The following is a 21,150-nucleotide window of genomic DNA, read 5'->3' as shown; positions in this document are numbered from 1 at the left end:
GGTAGATACTTTCGCTTTTTTTATGCGCAATGTTGCGATAGGGACATAAAAAAGTAAGACAGTCGGTAGTGATATGATTGATGATAAATCGATATAATAGTAACAAATTTACAAGGTAATGATTAATTTTGAATTGGCAGTCTTTAATTGATAACAGGCAACGTTTTTTTTGGCTTTTGCAAATTGCTGGCTGGATAGGGTATGCGCTAGTTAACTATATTGGTTCTAAAGTATTTGAAATGCGGGATATTTACGTATTTGTTATTTTACTCAATGCGTATGCAGGTTGTTTAATGACCGTCCCATTGCGTTATATCTATCGTAAGATTTGGAATGCTTCGCCTTGGGTATTAATCATTGTTGTATTTGGGGCATCGTATGTCACAGGTACACTGTGGGCTGTGGTACAAAAATTTAATCTGTGGGAAATTTATCGCCATGGATATCGTCCTGAAGAATGGTTTTATTATTTTCAACAAGGCCTCGATTCGGTTTATATTATTTTATGCTGGAGTGGTTTGTATTTTGGCGTTAAATATTACCAATTATTGCAAAGTGAACGGCAAAAAGCATTAAAAGCAACCACAATGGCACACGAAGCCCAGTTGAAAATGCTTAGATACCAGTTAAACCCGCATTTTCTATTTAATACGCTTAATGCTATTTCAACCTTAATTTTGGTTAAAGAAAATAAAGATGCTAACCTAATGGTCTCTAAATTGAGTGACTTTTTGCGCTATACGCTCAATACTGATCCAATTAAAAAAGTGCCGTTGGAGCAAGAGCTACATGCACTAATGCTGTATTTAGAAATTGAACGTGTGCGCTTTGACGAGCGTTTACAAGTTAATGTCGATGTGAGTGAGCAGGCTCAACAAGCGTTAGTACCGAGCTTAATATTACAACCGATCATCGAAAATGCGATAAAATATGCCATTGCCCATATGGCTGAAGGTGGCGTTATTGATATTAAAGCGCAAGTATTTGCGAATGAACTATTGCTTGAAGTGGGTGATAATGGCCCAGGCACCGACATTATAAATGGCCAGTTAGTTAATGCACAAGGCGTCGGGGTAGCAAACACCCAAGACAGATTAAAAACGCTCTATGAAAATAATTACTCGTTTGTATTATCACATAATACGCCAAGTGGATTGAAAGTTAATTTGCGAGTCCCGTTTGAGAAGGCTGTGAAGAAATGACAAGAATAAAAACGCTTATTGTTGATGATGAACCATTAGCACGAAAAGGGCTGGCCGTCAGGCTTGAAGAGTTTTCTGATATTGAAGTGATCAAGTTATGTAGTTCAGGTTTTGATGCAATTGAGAGCTGCAAAAATGAAAAAATTGACCTTGTATTTCTAGATATTCAAATGCCGGGGATGAATGGCTTTGAAGTAGCACGTGCATTGAGTGAAAGCAGTAAAGATTTACCCGCCATTGTGTTTGTAACTGCGTTTGATCACTTTGCTGTTAAAGCATTTGAAATTCATGCCTTAGATTACATTTTAAAACCCGTTGATGATAACAGATTAAAACAGGCGGTAGAAAAAGTGCATACTTATTTAAAAACTCAGCAAGATAATATTCATAAGAAAAAACTAGCGAGCTTCGTAGCAGGGATAACAGGTAATAACTGCGAAGAAATTTTAAAGAAGTTAGCTACGGGTGATACCTTTAGCGATCGCCGTTACCCTGAGTCACTTGCAGTAAAAGAGCAGGGTGAAATTGTAAGAGTACCGGTTGCCACTATTCAGTGGGTAGATGCCGCAGGTGATTACATGTGTTTGCATTGCCAAGACGGGCAAACGCATATATTACGTAAAACCATGAAAGAGCTGGAACAGGAACTCGACCCAAGTTTATTTGTTCGGGTGCACCGTAGTGCAATAGTTAATACTAAACAAATTAGTAAACTGGTTACCCAAGTCAGTGGTGAATATTTATTAGTGTTGGATAACGGACAAGAACTTAAAGTAAGCCGCAGTTACCGCGATAAAGTAAAAGCAGCACTGGCCAGCTAGGTTTTGTGTACCTTTTGAGTTAAATTTAATTAATAAAAAACGCGAACTTAACGGCTCGCGTTTTTTATGGTCATTACTTTTAAGAGATAGTCACTTTTAAGAAACAGTCACTATCTTCATCGTATTAGTCGCGCCGATAGTTTCCATTGCATCACCGTGAGTAATAATCACAGTATCGCCTGCTTGTAGAGAGCCCGCAGCCACTAAAGTACTCAATGCATCTTTAATCATGCTATCTTTTTCACATTGTGTAGAGTCAAAAAATACCGGATAAACACCACGATATAGTGCCGTTTGACCTAGTGTACTAGCATGGCGTGAAAGTGAGTAAATAGGCAAGCCAGAGCTAATACGCGACATCAGTTTTGCAGTGCTACCTGATTCAGTCAGGGTGATAATCGCTTTTACTGAGTCCAAGTGATTAGCAGCATACATCGCTGATAAAGCAATTGACTCGGCATTAGAGGCAAAGCGACTGTCTAAACGATGTTTAGAGACATGGGTTTCTTTTTGCGACTCTGCACCTAAACAAACACGTGCCATAGTTGCCACCGTTTCTTCTGGGTAATCGCCTGCAGCTGTTTCGGCAGAAAGCATTACTGCATCGGTACCGTCAAGCACAGCATTGGCAACATCCATAACCTCTGCGCGTGTAGGCATAGGGTTATCGATCATCGATTCCATCATTTGTGTGGCTGTTATAACGGTACGATTAAGTGAGCGAGCACGACGAATGATGAGTTTTTGTTTACCCATCAGTGCAGCATCACCAATTTCAACACCTAAGTCACCACGTGCTACCATGACGGCATCAGACGCTAAAATAATATCATCAACTGCTTCTTGTGTTTCTACCGCTTCAGCACGTTCAATTTTAGCTAAAAGCTGGGCATTGGAGCCTGCTGCCTCTGCAAGTGAACGTACATAACGCATATCATCGCCACTGCGTGGAAAAGAAACCGCTATGTAATCAACACCAATGTCAGCGGCGGTGATTAAATCTTGTTTGTCTTTGTCAGTAAATGCTGGAGCGGTTAACCCCCCACCCAAACGGTTAATCCCTTTATTGTTAGATAGCACGCCCCCTACAGTGACCACTGTGTGTACTAAATGACCTTCTACGCTTTCTACTGTGAGTTGAATTAAACCATCATTTAACAGCAGTAAATCACCAGAGGAGACATCTTGTGGCAGCTCTTTGTAATCAATACCAACGGCGTTAATATCGCCTTGGCCTTTTTCCATTTTGGCATCAAGTATGAATTTAGCGCCGACGACTAAAGATACTTTGCCTTCTTTAAAAGTTGAAACGCGGATTTTAGGGCCTTGCAAATCAGCAAGAATGGCAATGTGCTTACCGAGTCTACTCGCTATATCTCGAACGGCTTGAGCACGGTCTTTGTGATCTTGTGCAACACCATGTGAGAAATTTAATCGAACCACATTAGCGCCTGCACGAATGATTTTTTCTAAGTTATTATCTCTGTCTGTTGCAGGTCCAAGTGTCGCGACTATTTTTGTACGTCTTAACATTAAATTCTCCTGTGCACGTATTTATATACAAAATGAATATCTAACCATTATGACACCGGTGTCAAAAGGCGTCAATGATCTAAAAATTTAAATAGTACTGCTATTTCTTCCCCTGTGGCCGCGGTTGTTTGATATAATTATCACGTTCATTTTAATTTACTAACCAAATAGTTGTTACCGAGGAGGGCACTAAATGCAAGTTGCATTAGTAGGGTTAGGCGTTATGGGAAAAAATCTCGCCCTGAACTTGATAGAAAAAGGGATAACGCTGGTCGCTTATGATAAAAACCCAAATGCGGGTGAAGAGTTACTAAGTTGTGCTAAATCACAAGGCATGGCTGATAAGCTTCACATTGTTGCTGATCTTGGGGATATGGTTAGGCGTTTAGAAGCACCGCGTTCTATTTTATTGCTTGTGCCGGCGGGTGAGTTGGTTGATACGGTTTGCAACGAGCTAATTGAGGCGGGTGTACAATGTAGTGACATTATTGTTGATTGTGGCAACAGTAATTACAAAGATGGTATTAATCGTAAGCTAAAATACCAAGATAAATTTGAATTTGCCACTATGGGCATTTCAGGGGGGGCCGAGGGTGCACGTCACGGACCTGCAATGATGGCCAGTGGCTCTGAAGGTGGTTGGGAGCGTGTTGAGCCATGGTTTACAAAAGTTGCTGCAAGCTACCAGGGTGAATCGTGTTTTGCACGTGTAGGTCAGTCAGCCAGCGGTCATTTTGTAAAAATGGTGCATAATGGAATTGAGTATGCCCTGATGCAGCTTATTGCAGAAATGTATCAGTTGCTTCGCCATGGTACTAACCGCTCACCAAAAGACATTGCAGAGATATTTGACCAATGGTCACAAGGCCAGTTGAATAGCTATTTACTGTCAATTACGAGCCATATTTTATCGCTTGAAAATGCGCAAAATGTACCGCTTGTTGATTTAATTGACAACAAAGTAGGCGCAAAAGGCACCGGTTTGTGGACAGCACAAAATGCACTGGAATTAGGCATCGCGGTACCGTCTTTAGTGGCTGCTGTACAAGCGCGTCATTTAACCAATGCGTGCAATACCACAGCTGCGCAAGAAATGAGCTACAGTGCACAAGATACATCGCAAGCTGATATTGATCTAGACGAGCTAAAAGATGCGTTTACTCTTGCAAGTTTACTGGCTTATCGCCAAGGACTTGCATTAATTAAAGGGGCTTCTCGTACTCATCAATGGAAAGTTGATTTAGCTAAAACACTACAAACATGGCGTGCAGGGTGTATTATTCGCGCCGATTACTTAGACAGTGTAGCGCAAGGCGTTGAATTTATTGATACGCTTGAAAAAGAGTCGCGGGCACTGCGTAAAGTAACGGGTCAAGCGGTTATGACTGGTTTGGCGTTTCCTGTGCTTAGTGCAACACAAACCTATTTAGCAACGTTAACAACACCGAGTAATGGGCATTTAGTGCAAGCCCAGCGTGATTATTTTGGTGAGCATGGCATTAAAACTCACAGTGGTGAAACGTGTCATTTGACAGATCTCGTAGATATTGACGCAAAGGTGCGTTAATAAAATTTGAGTAAACTAGGGTCTGTTGATCTTTCAAGGTTAAATTTGCAGCAGTCTGTTTGGTATTTAGGCAAGGCAGAGCCTATGTAAGGCAGAGCCTATGTAATGTGGTTATTCCCCATAAATAGGCGATAACGCAGCATCAATGCCAAACAGGCGCTGCCCTTCGGGTTCTGCCTAGGGGCGATTTACTCTTTGTTGCTCGGTTTTTACTTAGCCCACTAGGTTACAAACCTCGCGCCGCGATTAAATCGCCCCTAGTTTGAACAAATTGTAATCCGCAAAGGTCAACAGACCCTAAAAAGGACGCTAAATAGTGTCCTTTTTTGTTATTCATCTAACTCATTATTTAACGGGTCAATTCACCACGCAAATTATCTTGCATTAAATGACGAATAGTCTCGACTTCAAGATTTTGACTGAACAAGTAATGAAGTTTAGTCAAACAGGCTTCTAGGGTCATATCAAATCCGCTGATCACCCCTATGTTTAATAACGCGTTACCTGTTGCATAGCCGCCCATATTTACTTGGCCTTTTAAACACTGGGTCAGGTTGGTGATCACCACGCCGCGTTTACTTGCTTCATCTAAAATATTTAAAAATTCAGGATCTTGTGGTGCATTACCTACACCAAAGCTCAATAAAACAAGCGCTTTGATATTGCCATTGACTAAACTTTTTACCACGTCTTTGCTGATCCCAGGGTATAAATACAGTACACCAATAGCTTGAGGTGTAATGGGAGTAACTTGTAATTCATTTTCAACATACGGACTCAACTGACCTTTGATCAACTGAATATTAATCCCTGATAACGCGAGTGGCTCTAAATTAGGTGAAGCGAATGCATCAAATCCATCAGCATGGGCTTTGGTTGCGCGGTTACCTCTAAATAATTGATTGTTAAAAAACAAGCTGACCTCGGCTATGGGGTAGTTAGCCGCCAAATACATAGCATTAAGTAGATTTACTTGACCATCTGAGCGCAATTGAGACAGCGGGATTTGTGAACCGGTGACAATGATAGGTTTAGTTAAATTTTCAAACATAAACGACAGAGCGGATGCCGTATAGGCCATAGTATCTGTCCCATGTAAGACCACAAACCCATCGTAATCTTGGTACTTACTTTTTATGTCATTTGCGATAAGTTGCCAATGCGCAGGAGACATATCTGAAGAATCAATAAGCGGGCAGTATTCATGAATATCAAATAATGGCATTTCTTCACGATTAAATTCTGCGTTGTTTACCACAGTGTCAGTTAAAAACCCTTCGGCAGGAATGTAGCCGCGAATTGATTTTTTCATTCCTATGGTACCGCCAGTGTAAGCGATATAAATGCGTTTACGTTTCATAAAAAAAGCCCAGTAAAAAAACTGGGCTTAGTATACCCAAACCAACTCAAGATGCGAGCGTCGTTGGAGCTAAAAGCGATTTAGCAGGTATTATTGTGCAATGGTACACGCTAAACAGCGCGCATAAACACCTTGTGGATCGTTATAGTCTTTCAAGTTTTCTACTTCGCTACTTAACCGCTTAATAACACTTTGCAGGTTAGCTTGTCTAGCTAATACAGCTGAGCTTTGAGTATCAACCCCAAAAACTGATTTAACCGCGTTGCTGCCGAAAATTTCTTGGAGCATTTGTTCTTGCGGGCTCAGTGACTGCTTAATGGTTGTCACTTCATAAAAATTCAGTTTAGCCAGCTCTGCAGCTGCTTTTATTGCGTCTTGTTTATTACCTAGTTTATCGATTAGGCCAAGCTCTTGAGCTTGAGAGGCAATCCAAACACGCCCTTGTGCAATGTTATCTACTTGCTCTGGGGTCATATTACGGGCATCAGCAACGACCTCTAAAAAGCGTTTATACGCTTGTTCAACACTCATTTGGATGATTTTTGCCATTTTTTCATTGAGTGGGCGAGTGATAGAGAAACCGGCCATTTCTGTTGTGGCAACGCCATCAGAATAAACACCGATTTTAGCTAAGGTATCTTCAAAAGTCATAAAAGTACCAAATACGCCAATAGAGCCGGTAATAGTGCTTGGCGCGGCCCAAATTTCATTAGCTGCTGATGCAATCCAATAACCACCTGATGCAGCTACTGAACTCATTGAGGCAATAACAGGCTTGCCCGCAGCTTTGAGAGCCAGTACTTCAGCACGGATTACTTCAGAGGCAAACATACTGCCGCCACCAGAATCAATACGTAACACCACCGCCTTTACTTTTTCATCAAGACGCGCTTTACGAAGTAGCGCAGCTGTTGAATCGCCCCCAATCTCACCAGCGCGACGTTCACCGTCAACAATAGTGCCTCTAGCAACGACCACTGCTACCTTTTCAGTCATTGGATTATCAAATTGTATCGGCGGTTTTACTAGGCTTAGGTATTGACGAAAAGAAACCTGCTTAAATGTTTTACCCTCTTCTTCGGCACCGACCAAGTCAATTAACTGCTGGCGCATTTGTTGGTTGGTTTTTAGTGAATCAACCCATTGATTATCAAGGGCATATTTACCAGCGTCGCCATCAGCTGCTTGCATTTTAGCTAAATATGCATCCATAGTTTCATCAAAGTTTGATTCGTCAAATGGGCGTACTGCACTAACATCTTGCTTGTACTCATTCCACAAAGCGCTTAACCAAACTCGGTTCGCTTCTTTTGCAGCCTCTGACATATCGTTTCTGATAAACGGTTCAACCGCTGATTTAAACGTTCCTACACGGAATATATGTTGAGTGACTTCCAGTTTTTCTAACGCTTCTTTAAAGTAAAGCGGGTACATACCGTAGCCTTCAATTAGCACACTACCATAAGGATGCATGGCAATTTCATCTGCATGGGCAGCAATGTAGTATTGAGCTTGAGTGTAGTAATAACCTGAAGCAATGATTTTTTTACCCGCTGCTTTAAATGTTTCCAGCGCTTGGGTAATTTGCTTGAGCTTATTTAAATGTGCTGTTGGCATTTCTTGCAAGTCAAGCAAAATAGCACTGATGCGTGAGTCTTGTGCCGCTTCATTTATTACTTTTACAATATCATCGAGTAATATTTCTGTTGGCGTGTCGGCACTGGCGGTTGCATCGTTAATAGCGGCTTCAATTGGGTCTATGTAGGTTTTTTCTTCTACAATGGGGCCATTTAGGTTGAGTCGCAGCACTGAGCCGTCTGCGACAGTGATTTTATCACCATCGCTGGATATCGAAACAATAAAAATAATAACCAAAAATAAAAATAATAAGTTGAGTATTAAACGACGAGAAAAGTTAATTCCCGTCCAAATACCTTTAAAGATCTTTGCTATCAAAATAGCTCCTCAAATTGGTACAGCTAAAACGTTATTGCCATAGTAGCTTAGAATAAAAATAATTTTAACTGCTAAATCGTAACGAAACATTTATAAATTCAATTACTCTGATGTTTAAACAAATATTTATGTCACTTTTAGCCACTTAGTATTGTTAACAGTTATACCTAAATTGACCGCATTTAGGTTATTTTAAATTAAAAAATTCAAGTTTAAACTGCTCTTATATTGCTTATTGTTCGTCATTAAAGCAAAATTGATTAAACACACAGGTTAGACCAGTCATTGGGGCACAGGATGTTAGAACAAAAATTAGAACTAAAACACACACAACTTCGCAACCGTTTAGTAATGGGATCAATGCACACTGGCCTTGAGGAAGGGTGGCACAATCGCAAACGCCTTCGCGCTTTTTATGAAGCGCGTGCAAAGGGGGGCACTGCCATGCTGATCACCGGAGGTTACAGCCCAAACCTTCGCGGTAAGTTAACGCCTATCTCATCATCATTTAATAGTTATTACGATGTTTTTAAACACCGTGCTTATACGCAGGCTGTTCATCAACATGGTGGTAAAATTTGTTTGCAGCTATTGCATGCAGGGCGCTATGCGTATCATCCGTTTAATCAAGCACCGAGTGCTATAAAAGCACCAATAAACCCTTACAAACCCAAGGCGATGTCATTAAGTTCAATCAAAAAAACCATTAAAGATTTTGCCCACTCTGCTTATTTAGCACAAAAAGCGGGTTACGATGGTGTTGAAGTGATGGGCTCAGAGGGCTATTTGATCAATGAATTTATGGCACCGCATACCAATAAACGAGATGATGACTTTGGGGGAAGCCTTGAAAATAGAATGCGTTTAGCCGTTGAGATTGTCAAAGCGGTAAGAGCCAAAGTGTCAGATAAATTTTTAATTATTTTTAGACTCTCTGTGATTGATTTAATCCCTAATGGTTCAACACCTGATGAGGTAACACAACAAGCAATTGCACTTGAAAAAGCAGGGGTTGATATTTTTAATACTGGCATTGGTTGGCATGAAGCGCGCGTACCAACAATAGCCAGTATGGTTCCACCAGGTGCATTTAAAGAAGCATCTAAACGTTTAAAAGAGGTCATTAATGTGCCTGTTATTGCGGTCAATCGGATCAACACGCCACAGATTGCCAATGACATTTTAACAGCCGGTGAGGCTGATTTAATTTCCATGGCGCGCCCTCTACTTGCTGATCCTGAATTTTTTAATAAATATCAAGCTAAGCGCTCTGAACATATTAATATTTGTATTGGCTGTAATCAGGGCTGTTTAGATCACGTTTTTAAAGGGAAACGTGCCACTTGTTTAGTTAACCCACAAGCGGGTTTTGAACTTGATTACCCGTTAGAAAAAGCAGCAAAAGCTAAAAATGTATTAGTCGTGGGTGCAGGCCCCGCGGGATTATCATCTAGTTGCTACTTAGCGCAAAAAGGCCACAATGTAACGCTTATTGATAAAAAACAGCACATGGGTGGGCAGTTCAATTTAGCCATGCAAATACCCGGTAAAGAAGACTTTAACCATACCTTGGCGTACTTTACCAAGGAGTTAGAACGTTTAAACGTAACTATTGAATTAGGTAAAGTATTTGATGACAGCATGCTGAGCCAGTTTGATGATGTGGTATTTGCCACAGGTGTCAGACCACGTGAAGCCACTATTAAGTGCAGCGATGAAAAACGTGTATTTGCTTATGATGAAGTTATACGTGGCGAAGTAGAGTTAGGTAATTCAATTGCTATTTTAGGGGCAGGTGGTATTGGTTTTGATATGGTGGCATTTCTAAGTGAGCATAAATCGCAAAGTATTAGCGATTTTAAAACTCAGTGGGGTATAGAATGTGAACCCCAGCCTCATAAAGACGAGCGCCAACTTTATATGCTTAAACGCAGTGAAGGACGTTTTGGTAGTGACTTAGGTAAAACAACGGGGTGGATCCACCGTCAAGTTGCAAAACAACATGGTGTTAAGCAAATTGCCAATTGCCAATACCATAGTTTTGATAAAAATGGTTTAACCATCAGTGTGGCAGGTGAAACACAAGTATTGCCAGTTGATACGGTTATAGCGTGTATTGGCCAAGTGTCGAATGACGAACCATTTAAAGCGCAATCAGATAACGCTAAGGTGCATGTCATAGGGGGGGCTAAATTGGCCGCCGCCATTGATGCCAAACGTGCAATTTTTGAAGCGTTGCAAGTGGCACGCAGTATTTAATAGGCAATTTAATTAAGTGCACATTATATAGCTAATCAAAATAGGGCGGCGCTGCTTACCATGTTAGTAGCAAAGCCAGTCCATTATATTTTAACCTAAGGGTTTCAATGCTATGCTGTCGTTTTTGTTTTTTGAGTAATTGTAATGGATGCTATTGAGCTATTATTAACCCGTCAATCAGATGCCAAACTGACTGAGCCAGGCCCGAATGAAGAACAACTAACCATTATTCAGCAGGCGGGCCTTAGAGTCCCTGATCATGGCTGTATTGCACCGTGGCAATATATTATTGTTCAAGGAGAGGCTCGTTATAAGTTGGGTGAAATTTATTATCAAAGTGCGTTAGCTGAGCAGCAAGCTGAAAAAGTAATTAATCGTGCTAAAGAATTACCCTTTAGAGCGCCGGTAATTATTATTGCCATTGCAAAATATCAACAACACCCCAAAGTGCCAAGAATAGAACAAGTGCAAAGTGCAGGCTGTGGGGTTTTTGCTATGCAACAAGCCGCTTTTGCACAAGGTCTAGGGGGTGTTTGGCGTACAGGTTACTTTGCACAAAGCCCAAGTGTTAAACAAGCGCTTAATTTAAACGAACACGATGAAATTGTCGGTTATTTGTATTTAGGGACGCCTGCAATTGAGTGTAAAAAGTCAGCGCGACATAAACCAGAAAACTTTTTTAGTTTTTTATAAAAGCAGTATGAACTTTTTACATTCAATGTAATCATAATTCATTAAGTTAATCGTGTTACACTATAACGGTTAATATTGTAGCTGCGAGAAGCGCATGGAAGCATCATACGCAATAAATCTTCTTCAGTTTGTTTTTTAATCGGTTGTTTTTTGGTAGTGTATGGAAAGTCTTACTAATAATAACGATAAAGAAGACGAAAATGATGGGAAATTTATTTTTACGCGAGAAAGAAAACTGGTTTGCTTGGTCAATTTGGGGCGTTGTTGGCGCATTGGCAACATTTTATGTTGCAATGAATACCCAAGCCGCCCATTTTATTGCTGCAACAGCAATGGGGGTATTGGTTCTACTAACATGGTGGATGCAACGCGCTAAACGATTTGATTTTGGCAGAGCTTTTAAAATATGTTGTTATGTTTTGCTCATTGCTTTGTTACCTTCGTTTGTGTTGGTTGTGATCCCAAGTGATGATTTAAACCGCTTCGATTTGATATTCCAAAGTATTGCATTTTTAACTGCCAGCCTATTAGTATGTTTAGTTTGCTCTTGGATTGCTCGAAGGCCTAAACAATACTATTAGCGTTTAGTCTATAACCAGAGCGGTTGATATTTAGCTTGTAACGCCCTATTTATTAAATTAAGGCTTTACAAGCTAAACGTATAATCTTATTATGCGCGCCTTACGGAGAGATGGCAGAGTGGTCGAATGCACCGGTCTTGAAAACCGGCAGGGGTTTATAGCCCCTCTAGGGTTCAAATCCCTATCTCTCCACCATTATTTAAAAAACCGCCTCGTGGGCGGTTTTTTGCTATCTGGAGCTTTATTATGTCACAGTCCCCGGAGTTATCCTTTGCTAAACGTTTACTTAAGCACATTCTATTATGGACTGTATTTGGTTATTGTTACCAAAGTGTCGTAAGCCTATTAGAAAAAATGGCTCTAGATGCTTATCCAGAGAATGCCCTGCTAATGACTCTTTTATATGGCATCGGGTTTAATCTTTTATCGGGGCATTTAATTACAAAGTACGATCACTATTGGCCTGTATGGGGTGCATTTTACATTGGCCTTGTTGGTTTAGTGGCAGTGCCACTTTTATTAACCGGTATGGCTGGCTTGTTATCAATGGGCTTGCTTGCTGGAATTTTGCTCAGTTTACCTGTTTGTACCTTTGCTATTGGTTTAATTAAAGAAAAACTCAATCAAAACTAGCCCCAAACAGCTTTTATTTTGTGATAGCATATACGCGTCTTTTAACTAACAAAACGTGAATAACACATTATGTCAGATAATTTTACTACAGATGCTGAAAAAGCAAGTTACGGTATTGGCTTACAAATGGGTGAGCAACTTAAAGCTAACCCTTTTGAAGGTTTAAACTTAAATTCAGTATTTGAAGGCATGAAAGATGCGTATGCAGGCAGTGCTTTTCAAGTAGAGATCCCTGAGATCCAAGCTGCGTTTGAGAAAATTAACGAAGAGATCCAAGCTCGTCGTGAAGAAGAAGCTAAAGTATTGGCAGCTGAAGGTATTGCGTTCTTAGAAGAAAATGCAAAACGTCCTGAAATCACAGTCACTGAGTCAGGTCTTCAGTACGAAGTACTCGCTACCGGTGAGGGCGATAAGCCAACTGCAGAGTCTACAGTACGTGTTGATTACCACGGTACTTTAGTTAACGGTACTGTTTTTGATAGTTCATACGAGCGCGGTCAACCAGCTGAATTTCCAGTGGGTGGCGTGATCAAAGGTTGGACTGAAGCATTACAAATGATGCCAGTAGGCACTAAATGGCGTTTATACGTTCCTCATGAGCTTGCTTACGGTGAACGTGGTGCCGGTGCTGCAATTGCACCTTACTCAACACTTGTATTTGACGTTGAGTTACACGCAATTCTTTAATTAGAACGCGCATAACATTTTAGTTATAAAAAAACCGCGTTCATTTTTATGAATGCGGTTTTTTATAATCTTATTTAAAGTGAGTAACGTTTAAAAGTAACCTCTAACCCCAAATTGAAAATTACGCCCAGGAAGAGGAGCAATATCTTTAATAAATGAGCTATGCACAAAGCCAAGCTCATCGGTAATGTTATCAACACTTAAGTAAAGTTGAGTATCAACAGCGCCTAAATCAAGCTGATAATTAGCTTGTAAATCAACCAATGTATAGCCATCCATTGAGTTTTCGTAAGCACTAATATCATTTTGCTCAAAATAATGCGTTCCTGTTAAGGTAAATTGCGCATTACCTAAGGTGTATTGTAGTTCTGAGCCTAATTTATTAGCAGGGATACGCGGTAAGTTACCCTCATTATCTTTTAGCTTAGCACGAGTAGAATCACCAAATACTTTTATCATGGCACTGGGATTTATTTGATAATGTACATCAAATTCAAACCCATACAGCTGGGCATCTTTGCTGGTAAATTGATAAACATCAATTGCTTCATCGTGTGCACCTACAGCAGACTCAAAACCATCTAGCTCATCAAACACTAACCCGGTGTTTTGTTGATAATAAAAGTTTTTAATATCGTTATAGAAAAAGTTGATTGTGTAACCTAAGTCACCACTAAAACGACGCAAACTGATATCAAAGTTAGTTGAGGTTTCTTGTTTTATCTCCTCAGGTTTGAAATGTGCTTCATTGTCTTCAATATGATAGCCAAGCCCAAGTTCGTAAGTGCCTGTAGCAATATGGACTCCATTAGAGAGTAACTCTGCTGAAAGTGGTGCGCGCTCTGAATGAGATAGGCTAACGGCTAAGTTATGGCTTGGTATGTACTCCCAAATCGCACCTACTGAGGCGCTCAGATTAGTAAAGCGTTGCGCATAATCAATCGTCTCATCTGCTGATAAAGGCTCATCATCATGGCTATGATGGTGTGTATCTACATTACTTTTAATATCATAATCTTCCACACGGGCGCCAAGTTCTAAAGTAATATCGCCAAATGTGCGCTCTTCAAGTAAATATAAAGCGTGGGTGGTGGTTATGCTTGCAGGTGTAAACGCTTCTTCGCCAATGGCATCATAATCAGATTCACTATAGTGATAGCCAATCATGCCATGCCATTGGCCTAACTGGTGCTCTAGGTTTAAACGTGCTTCAGTGGTTTCATTACTAAATGTGGTGCCAATCGCGCCATCTTCTATTTCACTGTGAGTATAATCGGTATAACCAAGGCGCAAATTAATCGATTCAATCCAGTTGTCATGAAACGCGTAACTCACAAGTCCTTGCCAACGATCTTGCTTTAAATGAGCATAAACGGGTGTTTCTGCATGTTCTTCACCAGCGTGCTCTTCATGCTCATCCTCTTCTTCATGGTCATGCCCGTGATCATGTGAATGGCCAGGAATACCATACTTGGTTTCAATATTACCGTATGAAAAGCCAACCGTTAAATGCTCACTGACATAGCTAGTACCAAAGTTCACTGTTTCACTGTCGATAAAGGTATTTTCAACTGAAGTGGCCGTTTCTTCATCGCCCTTAATGTGTACTTCACCTTCTTCATGTTCATCGGGTAGGTTAAAGCGAGGCGTTTGATAGTCGTCACCACTGCGCTTGGTACCATCAAAATGGAAGTTAAAATTGTTACTGCCTGTTTCTAACTTTGCCGCATAGGTATTCGCATTTGAAACAGTATCATGAGTGTACTGTACGGCCCCTGATAGTGCGTCAAGATTATTGGTTGGAATACGGTTATCTACCACATTTACCACACCACCTATTGCACCAGAGCCAAAAAGTAGGGTGCTTGGGCCGCGAAGTACTTCAATTTGCTCTGCAGCTAAGCTATCGCTTGAAGTCGCGTGATCTGGGCCAATGCGTGATGCATCGCTGCTATCTAAACCGTTTTGAGTAATTTTAACGCGGGGACCCCCTAAGCCGCGAATAATTGGGCTTGAAGACACAGGGCCGAAGTAACTGGCATTAACACCGGGTATGCCTTTAAGTGTTTCACCGAGCGTCGGTTTCGCTTTATTTTTAAGCTCATCCCCTGACAATACACTCACCGGTGAAATCATTTCTAAATTATTTTTATGCAGTGCTGATGCATATACAACAACGGTTTCAACCGAAGACGGCGTTAATGTCACGTTGATTGTATCGTCTACATTTTCAAGCGATATACGTGAATCTAGGTAGTTATCTTTACTAATATGTAGTTGGCTTTTAGCATCTATATCAATACTAAATTTGCCTTGTTGATTACTTTGTACGCTTTGTGATTTACCATGAACATGGATTGTTGCATTGGCAATAGGTTGCTTGTTTGCATCTGTTATAGTGCCATTAATAGTTGCTGCCAGTGCAGAATGAGAATATAAAACAGACAATAGTGCTGATGATATGAGTGTTAACTTGGTCATAATTACTTTAATTCGTGGTTGTTATGTTGTGATATAATATAACACCACAAAGTAATGCCATCAATGATGTTATACTATAACTTTGTACATTTGCGTTGAATAACAAAAATAGCGCGTTTATTAGTTTAAGAACGGCTGTCTATCATTAGCAGGTTTAACTGTTTTTGTGCTTTAAAAGGATTTTGCTTATCGCTTGGTTCAAGCATTTCACAGTTATCGTTTATCATTTCCGAAACTAAACTTGGATAATGCCGGCAATCTTGCGGGCGGTCATGGTAAATACTGCAGGTATATTTATCTTTTTCTTGCGCGTTTTTTTTACTGGCCATTGCCAAAAATGGGCATTGTGTTAATTGTTCGCCCGATTTTGGGTCAAACCATAACTGATTGTTTTTAACATATTGAAATATTTCAGGGTTGAATAATGCCCACATGTCAATTTCATCTTGGTTTGCATCTAAATCTGCTGCGCCATATTTAGTGCAGCACTTACCGCATTGATTGCAATTTTGCATAGGATGGATATTTATTTTAGTTATTTAAATTAGGTGTCAAGTGTATCACCCTAATATCGGCGTCATTAAATTAAACAGCTCTTTTTATCACTTATTATACTTTTGTAACACCGCAGTACTTGATAATAATGTACTATAAGAAAATATATGTTGAATACGATGCCCTTAATAAATTAAAAAGGGCGTGTTAATAAGGTAACAAGTAATTATGAATACTAAACTATACAAAGCGGTACATGATTTAGCGGAAAAGCTGATGGCAGCGGCTAATAAAAATGACACGACACAGTTTGAATCTTTATATGCAGAGCTTAAAGCCATTTGTATTGAAAACGAAAATACAACTAAAGATCACCCTGTACAGTGGGAAACACTGGCTGATTTTACCGAAGAGTTAGAAGAAGCGATTGAGACCTATGAAAAAGCACTGCAGAAGTCGATTGAAATTAACAACAAAGATCATATGTCATCAGTTGCATTTTCTATGGCTACTTTACAGCTTGAGCTAGGTGATAAAGAAGCGGCAATTAAAAACCTGCAAGATGCCAAAATCAGTGCTAATAAAATTGAAGATAAAGAGTTAAAGTCTGAAATCCATGAGTTATTAGAATCACTGGTTGAAGAAGAGGGATAACGAGTAAAACCAAAAGCGCGGTAATACAGAATATCTGTGTATTTTATTGCTGCGCCATAAGCTTGCTGTTCACTTTAAATTTATACTAATATCACCATTGGGCTTGCAGCAACACAATAGTATTTCACCATCACGCACAAATGCCAGTGGTTCTTCATTGTAATTCACTTGGCCAGAGATAAGCGTTGCACGACATGCACCACAATATCCTTCGCGACATTGGTAAGCAGCGTCAATGTTATTTGATTCTAGGCAATGTAAAAGAGAAGGGCAGCCAGCGGTAAAGTCTAACCGTTGGCTGTTATCTGCAAGCGTGACACTTGCAGTGGCTCTGTCAGTCATTATAAATCAAAGTCACCAAATTCATCAGCATCAACTTGCGAATCAATTTGACCTACAAGGTATGAGCTTATCTCTGCCTCTTGTGGCGCAACTTGCACGTTATCAGAGACTAACCATGAGTTAATCCATGGAATAGGGTTACTGTTATTTTCAAATTGTGCAGGTAGGCCAATTGCTGTCATGCGTGCATTAGTAATATATTCAACATATTGACATAAAATATGTTTATTTAGGCCAATCATTGACCCATCCTTAAATAGATACTCTGCCCATTCTTTTTCTTGCTCAGCGGCTTCAACAAACATTTTAATCGCCTCTTCACGGCACTGAGCTGCAACAATAGCCATTTCTGGATCGTCTTTGCCATCTTGCATAATATTCAAAATATGCTGTGTACCTGATAAGTGAAGTGCTTCATCACGGGCAATAAGCTTGATAATTTTAGCATTACCTTCCATCAGTTCACGCTCGGCAAACGCAAACGAACATGCAAAGCTGACATAAAAGCGAATAGCCTCTAAAATATTCACCGACATCATTGCCAGATACAATTTCTTTTTCAGCTCAAATAAGTTTACCACAACGGTTTGACCGTTAATTTCATGTTTGCCTTCACCGTACAGGTTGTAAAGTGACACAGAATTAATTAAATCATCGTAATACGTGGTTACCGCATCGGCACGTTCACTAATTTTGTCATTACTAACAATGTCATCAAAAATGAGTTCAGGGGCTTGGGTTACGTTACGTATAATGTGAGTGTATGAGCGGCTGTGAATAGTTTCACTAAATGCCCATGTTTCTATCCAGGTTTCTAGCTCAGGAATAGACACGATAGGCAGTAATGCAACGTTAGGTGAGCGGCCCTGAACACTATCAAGTAACGTTTGATATTTTAAATTACTTAAAAATATGTGCTTTTCGTGATCGGGAAGTGCTTGAAAGTCTAAACGGTCTTTACTTACGTCAACTTCTTCAGGGCGCCAAAAGAACGACAACTGTTTTTCAATCAGCTTTTCAAAAATAGGGTATTTTTGTTGATCGTAACGCGATACGTTAACGGTTTGACCAAAAAACATTGGCTCTTTCATTTGATTATTATGATTTCTGCTAAAAGTAGTATAAGACATGTTTATCACTCAAAAAACTATCACTAAAACTATCAGGATAAAACGGGCACAGTGCCCGTTCTAAGTTTAATTATTAAATTTTACACGCGCCGCCTGCACAATCATCATCTTCCACTTCAGGTGCGTCTTCTTGTACATCTGATGCGCCATCGCGGGTGTTGTGGTAGTACAGCGTTTTAATACCTAGCTTGTAGGCACTGAGTAAGTCTTTTAATAAGACTTTCATAGGTACTCTACCGCCTTCGTATTTATTTGGATCATAATTAGTATTCGCTGAAATCGTTTGATCGATAAATTTCTGCATTATACCCACTAATTGTAAGTAACCATCGTTTGATGGAATATCCCACAGTAACTCATAACTATCTTTAAGGCGTTCATACTCAGGAACTACTTGCTTTAAAATACCGTCTTTACTTGCTTTAACACTAATGTGGCCACGCGGTGGTTCAATACCATTGGTCGCATTTGATATTTGCGATGACGTCTCTGATGGCATTAATGCGCTCAGTGTTGAGTTACGCATACCGTACTCTTTAATGTTGGCACGTAATGTATCCCAATCAAGGTGAAGGGGTTCATCACACACTTTATCTAGATCACGTTTGTAGGTATCGGTAGGCATGATCCCTTGTGAATACGTGGTTTCGTTAAATTTAGGACATGCACCACGCTCTTTAGCCAGCTCGTTTGACGCTTTCATCAAGTAATACTGAATCGCTTCAAATGTTTTATGAGTCAGTGCATTGGCACTGCCATCTGAGTAACGTTTGCCGTTTTTAGCTAAGTAGTAAGCATAGTTAATAACGCCTATACCTAGAGTACGACGTCCCATGGTGGCATTTTTAGCCGCAGGGACAGGGTAGTCTTGAAAATCAAGTAAGTTATCTAGTGCGCGAACGGCAAGCTCAGCTAACTCTTCTAATTCATCCAAAGACTCAATGGCACCTAAGTTAAATGCTGATAACGTACATAAGGCAATTTCACCTTCTTCGTCATTCACATTACTAAGTGGTTTAGTCGGTAACGCAATTTCTAAACATAAGTTAGATTGGCGAATAGGCGCAACTTTAGAAATAAACGGGCTGTGCGTATTACAGTGGTCAACATTTTGTAAGTAAATACGCCCCGTACTCGCACGCTCTTGAGCAAACATAGAAAATAGCTCAATCGCCTTGATACGTTTTTTACGGATTGACTCATCTTGTTCATACTGTGTGTACAGCGCGTCAAATTCATCTTGGTCTTCAAAAAATGCATCATAAAGGCCAGGGACATCTGATGGACTGAATAATGTAATGTAATCGTCTTTAATTAAGCGTGAATACATTAACTTATTGAACTGCACACCGTAATCTAAATGACGTACGCGGTTATCATCAACACCACGGTTGTTTTTAAGTACCAGTAGGTTTTCTACTTCTAAGTGCCAAAGCGGGTAGAACAAAGTAGCTGCGCCACCGCGTACGCCGCCTTGCGAACAGCTTTTTACCGCTGTTTGAAAGTGCTTATAAAACGGAATACAGCCAGTGTGATAAGCCTCGCCATTACGAATAGGACTTCCTAATGCACGAATGCGACCAGCATTAATACCAATACCAGCACGCTGAGAAACGTACTTAACAATAGCTGATGACGTCGCATTAATTGAATCTAAGCTGTCGCCACACTCTATAAGTACACACGAGCTAAACTGACGGGTAGGCGTACGAACACCTGACATAATTGGCGTAGGTAAAGAAATTTTAAATAATGAAACGGCATCGTAAAAGCGTTTGATATAGTCAATTCGGGTTTCGCGAGGATAATCAGAGAATAAGCTCGCTGCGACTAAAATATATAAAAATTGGGCACTTTCGTAAATTTCACCAGTAACACGGTTTTGAACCAAGTATTTACCTTCAAGTTGCTTAACGGCTGCGTAGCTAAAGTTAAGGTCGCGGCCATGATCAAGATAAGCATCTAGTTCATCAAGTTCTTGTTCCGTGTAATCAGCCAATAAGTGGGCATCATAGCGTTTTTGTTCTACCATTTTTGTAACATGATCAAACAAACGTGGCGGCTCAAACTGACCATACGCTTTTTTACGTAGATGGAATACAGCTAATCTAGCGGCTAGATACTGATAATCGGGTGATTCTTTAGATATCTGATCGGCAGCGGCCTTGATAATCGTTTCGTGAATGTCTTTGGTACGAATACCGTCATAAAATTGAATATGTGATTTAAGTTCAACTTGTGAAACCGAAACGTTATTTAAACCTTCGGCGGCCCATTCAATAACGCGATGGATCTTATCAAGATCAAGTGGCTCTTTACGGCCGTCACGTTTGCTTACAGATAACAGTTGGTTCATAGCTTTGCCTGTATTCCTTGGGAATTAAATATTTTTGACCAATGCGTGCACTTAAAAGCCGAGCACCTATTTTTTTATTGTTATTTCACCCGTTGGATGAATTTGATTGAATAACATTTAGCCACAATATCTGGTGTTGTTTAAATTAGAGATCACAAGATAGTGTGGTCTGGTAACTTTTGCAAGGGATAGAAATCGCCCTCATTGTGGATAACGTTGGGATAAGGCAATTGTGTTAGTAGGCATTAACCTTTGATCATTCGGTTAAGTTGAAATTTGTAAAAATCAACTGAGGAAAGATTAAATTTACGCTTTTTAAAAATAAATTTTGTCTGCTTTTTTTATCATCAAGCTTTGCGTAAAAACTAACACAATCACAATATGTAGTGTTTATTAATTA

At 40.1% G+C, this 21,150-nt stretch carries 17 protein-coding genes and 1 tRNA gene; 10 read left to right on the top strand and 8 right to left on the bottom strand.

The genetic code is table 11. The annotated features are described in order from the left end of the window. The first annotated feature begins 128 nt into the window (after positions 1–128). Both AC6H44_RS07905 and AC6H44_RS07900 read left to right on the top strand, forming a co-directional pair. Positions 129–1,202: a sensor histidine kinase gene (locus AC6H44_RS07905; protein WP_500738320.1), complete on the top strand. Its 1,074-nt coding sequence runs from the start codon at positions 129–131 to the stop codon at positions 1,200–1,202. Continuing rightward, the gene (locus AC6H44_RS07900; protein ID WP_500738319.1) at positions 1,199–2,023 is read left to right on the top strand and encodes a LytR/AlgR family response regulator transcription factor; all 825 of its coding nucleotides are present in this window, start codon (positions 1,199–1,201) and stop codon (positions 2,021–2,023) included. Before AC6H44_RS07905 ends, AC6H44_RS07900 begins: the two co-directional genes overlap by 4 nt. A 96-nt stretch (positions 2,024–2,119) precedes the next feature. Here AC6H44_RS07900 and pyk read toward each other — a convergent pair whose 3' ends face one another. Next, positions 2,120–3,556: a pyruvate kinase gene (gene pyk / locus AC6H44_RS07895; RefSeq protein WP_500738318.1), complete on the bottom strand. Its 1,437-nt coding sequence runs from the start codon at positions 3,554–3,556 to the stop codon at positions 2,120–2,122. 193 nt (positions 3,557–3,749) lie between these two features. On the opposite strand from pyk, the gene gnd reads away from it, so the two are divergent. Continuing rightward, entirely contained in the window at positions 3,750–5,123 is a 1,374-nt protein-coding gene (gene gnd / locus AC6H44_RS07890; protein WP_500738317.1) for an NADP-dependent phosphogluconate dehydrogenase, read from the top strand. Positions 5,124–5,472: 349 nt separating this feature from the next. On the opposite strand, the gene ansA is transcribed toward gnd, so the two are convergent. Next, positions 5,473–6,483: an asparaginase gene (gene ansA, locus AC6H44_RS07885; RefSeq protein WP_500738316.1), complete on the bottom strand. Its 1,011-nt coding sequence runs from the start codon at positions 6,481–6,483 to the stop codon at positions 5,473–5,475. Positions 6,484–6,573: 90 nt separating this feature from the next. Further along, positions 6,574–8,439, bottom strand: a complete 1,866-nt coding sequence (sppA, locus tag AC6H44_RS07880; protein ID WP_500738315.1) for a signal peptide peptidase SppA — start codon at positions 8,437–8,439, stop codon at positions 6,574–6,576. 297 nt (positions 8,440–8,736) lie between these two features. Here sppA and AC6H44_RS07875 point away from each other — a divergent pair, with 297 nt between their 5' ends. From AC6H44_RS07875 to bamJ, 6 genes are all read left to right on the top strand, one after another. Further along, on the top strand, positions 8,737–10,698 hold the full coding sequence (locus tag AC6H44_RS07875; RefSeq protein ID WP_500738314.1) for an oxidoreductase: 1,962 nt from the start codon (positions 8,737–8,739) through the stop codon (positions 10,696–10,698). 144 nt (positions 10,699–10,842) lie between these two features. Further along, complete coding sequence (locus AC6H44_RS07870; protein ID WP_500738313.1) at positions 10,843–11,391, top strand: NAD(P)H nitroreductase; 549 nt, start codon at positions 10,843–10,845, stop codon at positions 11,389–11,391. Between the two features lie 203 nt (positions 11,392–11,594). Continuing rightward, complete coding sequence (locus AC6H44_RS07865) at positions 11,595–11,972, top strand: hypothetical protein (RefSeq protein WP_500738404.1); 378 nt, start codon at positions 11,595–11,597, stop codon at positions 11,970–11,972. A gap of 104 nt (positions 11,973–12,076) precedes the next feature. Further along, a tRNA-Ser gene (locus AC6H44_RS07860) sits at positions 12,077–12,167 on the top strand. Positions 12,168–12,218: 51 nt separating this feature from the next. After that, complete coding sequence (locus AC6H44_RS07855; RefSeq protein WP_500738312.1) at positions 12,219–12,605, top strand: hypothetical protein; 387 nt, start codon at positions 12,219–12,221, stop codon at positions 12,603–12,605. A gap of 69 nt (positions 12,606–12,674) precedes the next feature. Further along, positions 12,675–13,292 (top strand): BamJ family beta-barrel-assembly machinery protein, encoded by a 618-nt coding sequence (bamJ, locus tag AC6H44_RS07850; RefSeq protein ID WP_500738311.1) that lies wholly within the window; start codon positions 12,675–12,677, stop codon positions 13,290–13,292. Positions 13,293–13,382: 90 nt separating this feature from the next. On the opposite strand, the gene AC6H44_RS07845 is transcribed toward bamJ, so the two are convergent. After that, positions 13,383–15,773 carry a TonB-dependent receptor gene (locus AC6H44_RS07845; protein WP_500738310.1) on the bottom strand — a complete coding sequence of 797 codons (2,391 nt, stop codon included), beginning with the start codon at positions 15,771–15,773 and terminating at the stop codon, positions 13,383–13,385. A gap of 125 nt (positions 15,774–15,898) precedes the next feature. Then, positions 15,899–16,288, bottom strand: a complete 390-nt coding sequence (locus AC6H44_RS07840) for a YkgJ family cysteine cluster protein (RefSeq protein ID WP_500738309.1) — start codon at positions 16,286–16,288, stop codon at positions 15,899–15,901. A 208-nt stretch (positions 16,289–16,496) separates the two neighbouring features. Between AC6H44_RS07840 and AC6H44_RS07835 the strand changes: the two genes are divergently transcribed. Continuing rightward, a complete protein-coding gene (locus tag AC6H44_RS07835) occupies positions 16,497–16,922 on the top strand; it encodes a tetratricopeptide repeat protein (protein WP_500738308.1) in 426 nt (141 codons plus the stop codon). Positions 16,923–16,991: 69 nt separating this feature from the next. On the opposite strand, the gene yfaE is transcribed toward AC6H44_RS07835, so the two are convergent. From yfaE to nrdA, 3 genes are all read right to left on the bottom strand, one after another. Next, a complete protein-coding gene (gene yfaE / locus AC6H44_RS07830; protein WP_500738307.1) occupies positions 16,992–17,264 on the bottom strand; it encodes a class I ribonucleotide reductase maintenance protein YfaE in 273 nt (90 codons plus the stop codon). Next, positions 17,264–18,394 (bottom strand): class Ia ribonucleoside-diphosphate reductase subunit beta, encoded by a 1,131-nt coding sequence (gene nrdB / locus AC6H44_RS07825; protein WP_500738306.1) that lies wholly within the window; start codon positions 18,392–18,394, stop codon positions 17,264–17,266. Before nrdB ends, yfaE begins: the two co-directional genes overlap by 1 nt. A gap of 73 nt (positions 18,395–18,467) precedes the next feature. Beyond that, positions 18,468–20,750, bottom strand: a complete 2,283-nt coding sequence (nrdA, locus tag AC6H44_RS07820; protein WP_500738305.1) for a class 1a ribonucleoside-diphosphate reductase subunit alpha — start codon at positions 20,748–20,750, stop codon at positions 18,468–18,470. Positions 20,751–21,150: the final 400 nt, after the last annotated feature.

It is taken from the genome of Pseudoalteromonas sp. TAP-3C (assembly GCF_059888565.1).
The sequence above is the reverse complement of the archived record's forward strand: the minus strand, read 5'-3'. Positions and strand labels throughout refer to the sequence as shown.

What these genes read in the sequence shown, in the direction of transcription:
- AC6H44_RS07900 (WP_500738319.1), top strand. Translation starts at nt 1,199, where the DNA reads ATGACAAGAATAAAAACGCTTATTGTTGATGATGAACCATTAGCACGA.
- pyk (WP_500738318.1), bottom strand. Translation starts at nt 3,556, where the DNA reads ATGTTAAGACGTACAAAAATAGTCGCGACACTTGGACCTGCAACAGAC.
- gnd (WP_500738317.1), top strand. Translation starts at nt 3,750, where the DNA reads ATGCAAGTTGCATTAGTAGGGTTAGGCGTTATGGGAAAAAATCTCGCC.
- ansA (WP_500738316.1), bottom strand. Translation starts at nt 6,483, where the DNA reads ATGAAACGTAAACGCATTTATATCGCTTACACTGGCGGTACCATAGGA.
- AC6H44_RS07875 (WP_500738314.1), top strand. Translation starts at nt 8,737, where the DNA reads ATGTTAGAACAAAAATTAGAACTAAAACACACACAACTTCGCAACCGT.
- AC6H44_RS07870 (WP_500738313.1), top strand. Translation starts at nt 10,843, where the DNA reads ATGGATGCTATTGAGCTATTATTAACCCGTCAATCAGATGCCAAACTG.
- AC6H44_RS07865 (WP_500738404.1), top strand. Translation starts at nt 11,595, where the DNA reads ATGGGAAATTTATTTTTACGCGAGAAAGAAAACTGGTTTGCTTGGTCA.
- AC6H44_RS07855 (WP_500738312.1), top strand. Translation starts at nt 12,219, where the DNA reads ATGTCACAGTCCCCGGAGTTATCCTTTGCTAAACGTTTACTTAAGCAC.
- bamJ (WP_500738311.1), top strand. Translation starts at nt 12,675, where the DNA reads ATGTCAGATAATTTTACTACAGATGCTGAAAAAGCAAGTTACGGTATT.
- AC6H44_RS07845 (WP_500738310.1), bottom strand. Translation starts at nt 15,773, where the DNA reads ATGACCAAGTTAACACTCATATCATCAGCACTATTGTCTGTTTTATAT.
- AC6H44_RS07840 (WP_500738309.1), bottom strand. Translation starts at nt 16,288, where the DNA reads ATGCAAAATTGCAATCAATGCGGTAAGTGCTGCACTAAATATGGCGCA.
- AC6H44_RS07835 (WP_500738308.1), top strand. Translation starts at nt 16,497, where the DNA reads ATGAATACTAAACTATACAAAGCGGTACATGATTTAGCGGAAAAGCTG.
- yfaE (WP_500738307.1), bottom strand. Translation starts at nt 17,264, where the DNA reads ATGACTGACAGAGCCACTGCAAGTGTCACGCTTGCAGATAACAGCCAA.
- nrdB (WP_500738306.1), bottom strand. Translation starts at nt 18,394, where the DNA reads ATGTCTTATACTACTTTTAGCAGAAATCATAATAATCAAATGAAAGAG.
- nrdA (WP_500738305.1), bottom strand. Translation starts at nt 20,750, where the DNA reads ATGAACCAACTGTTATCTGTAAGCAAACGTGACGGCCGTAAAGAGCCA.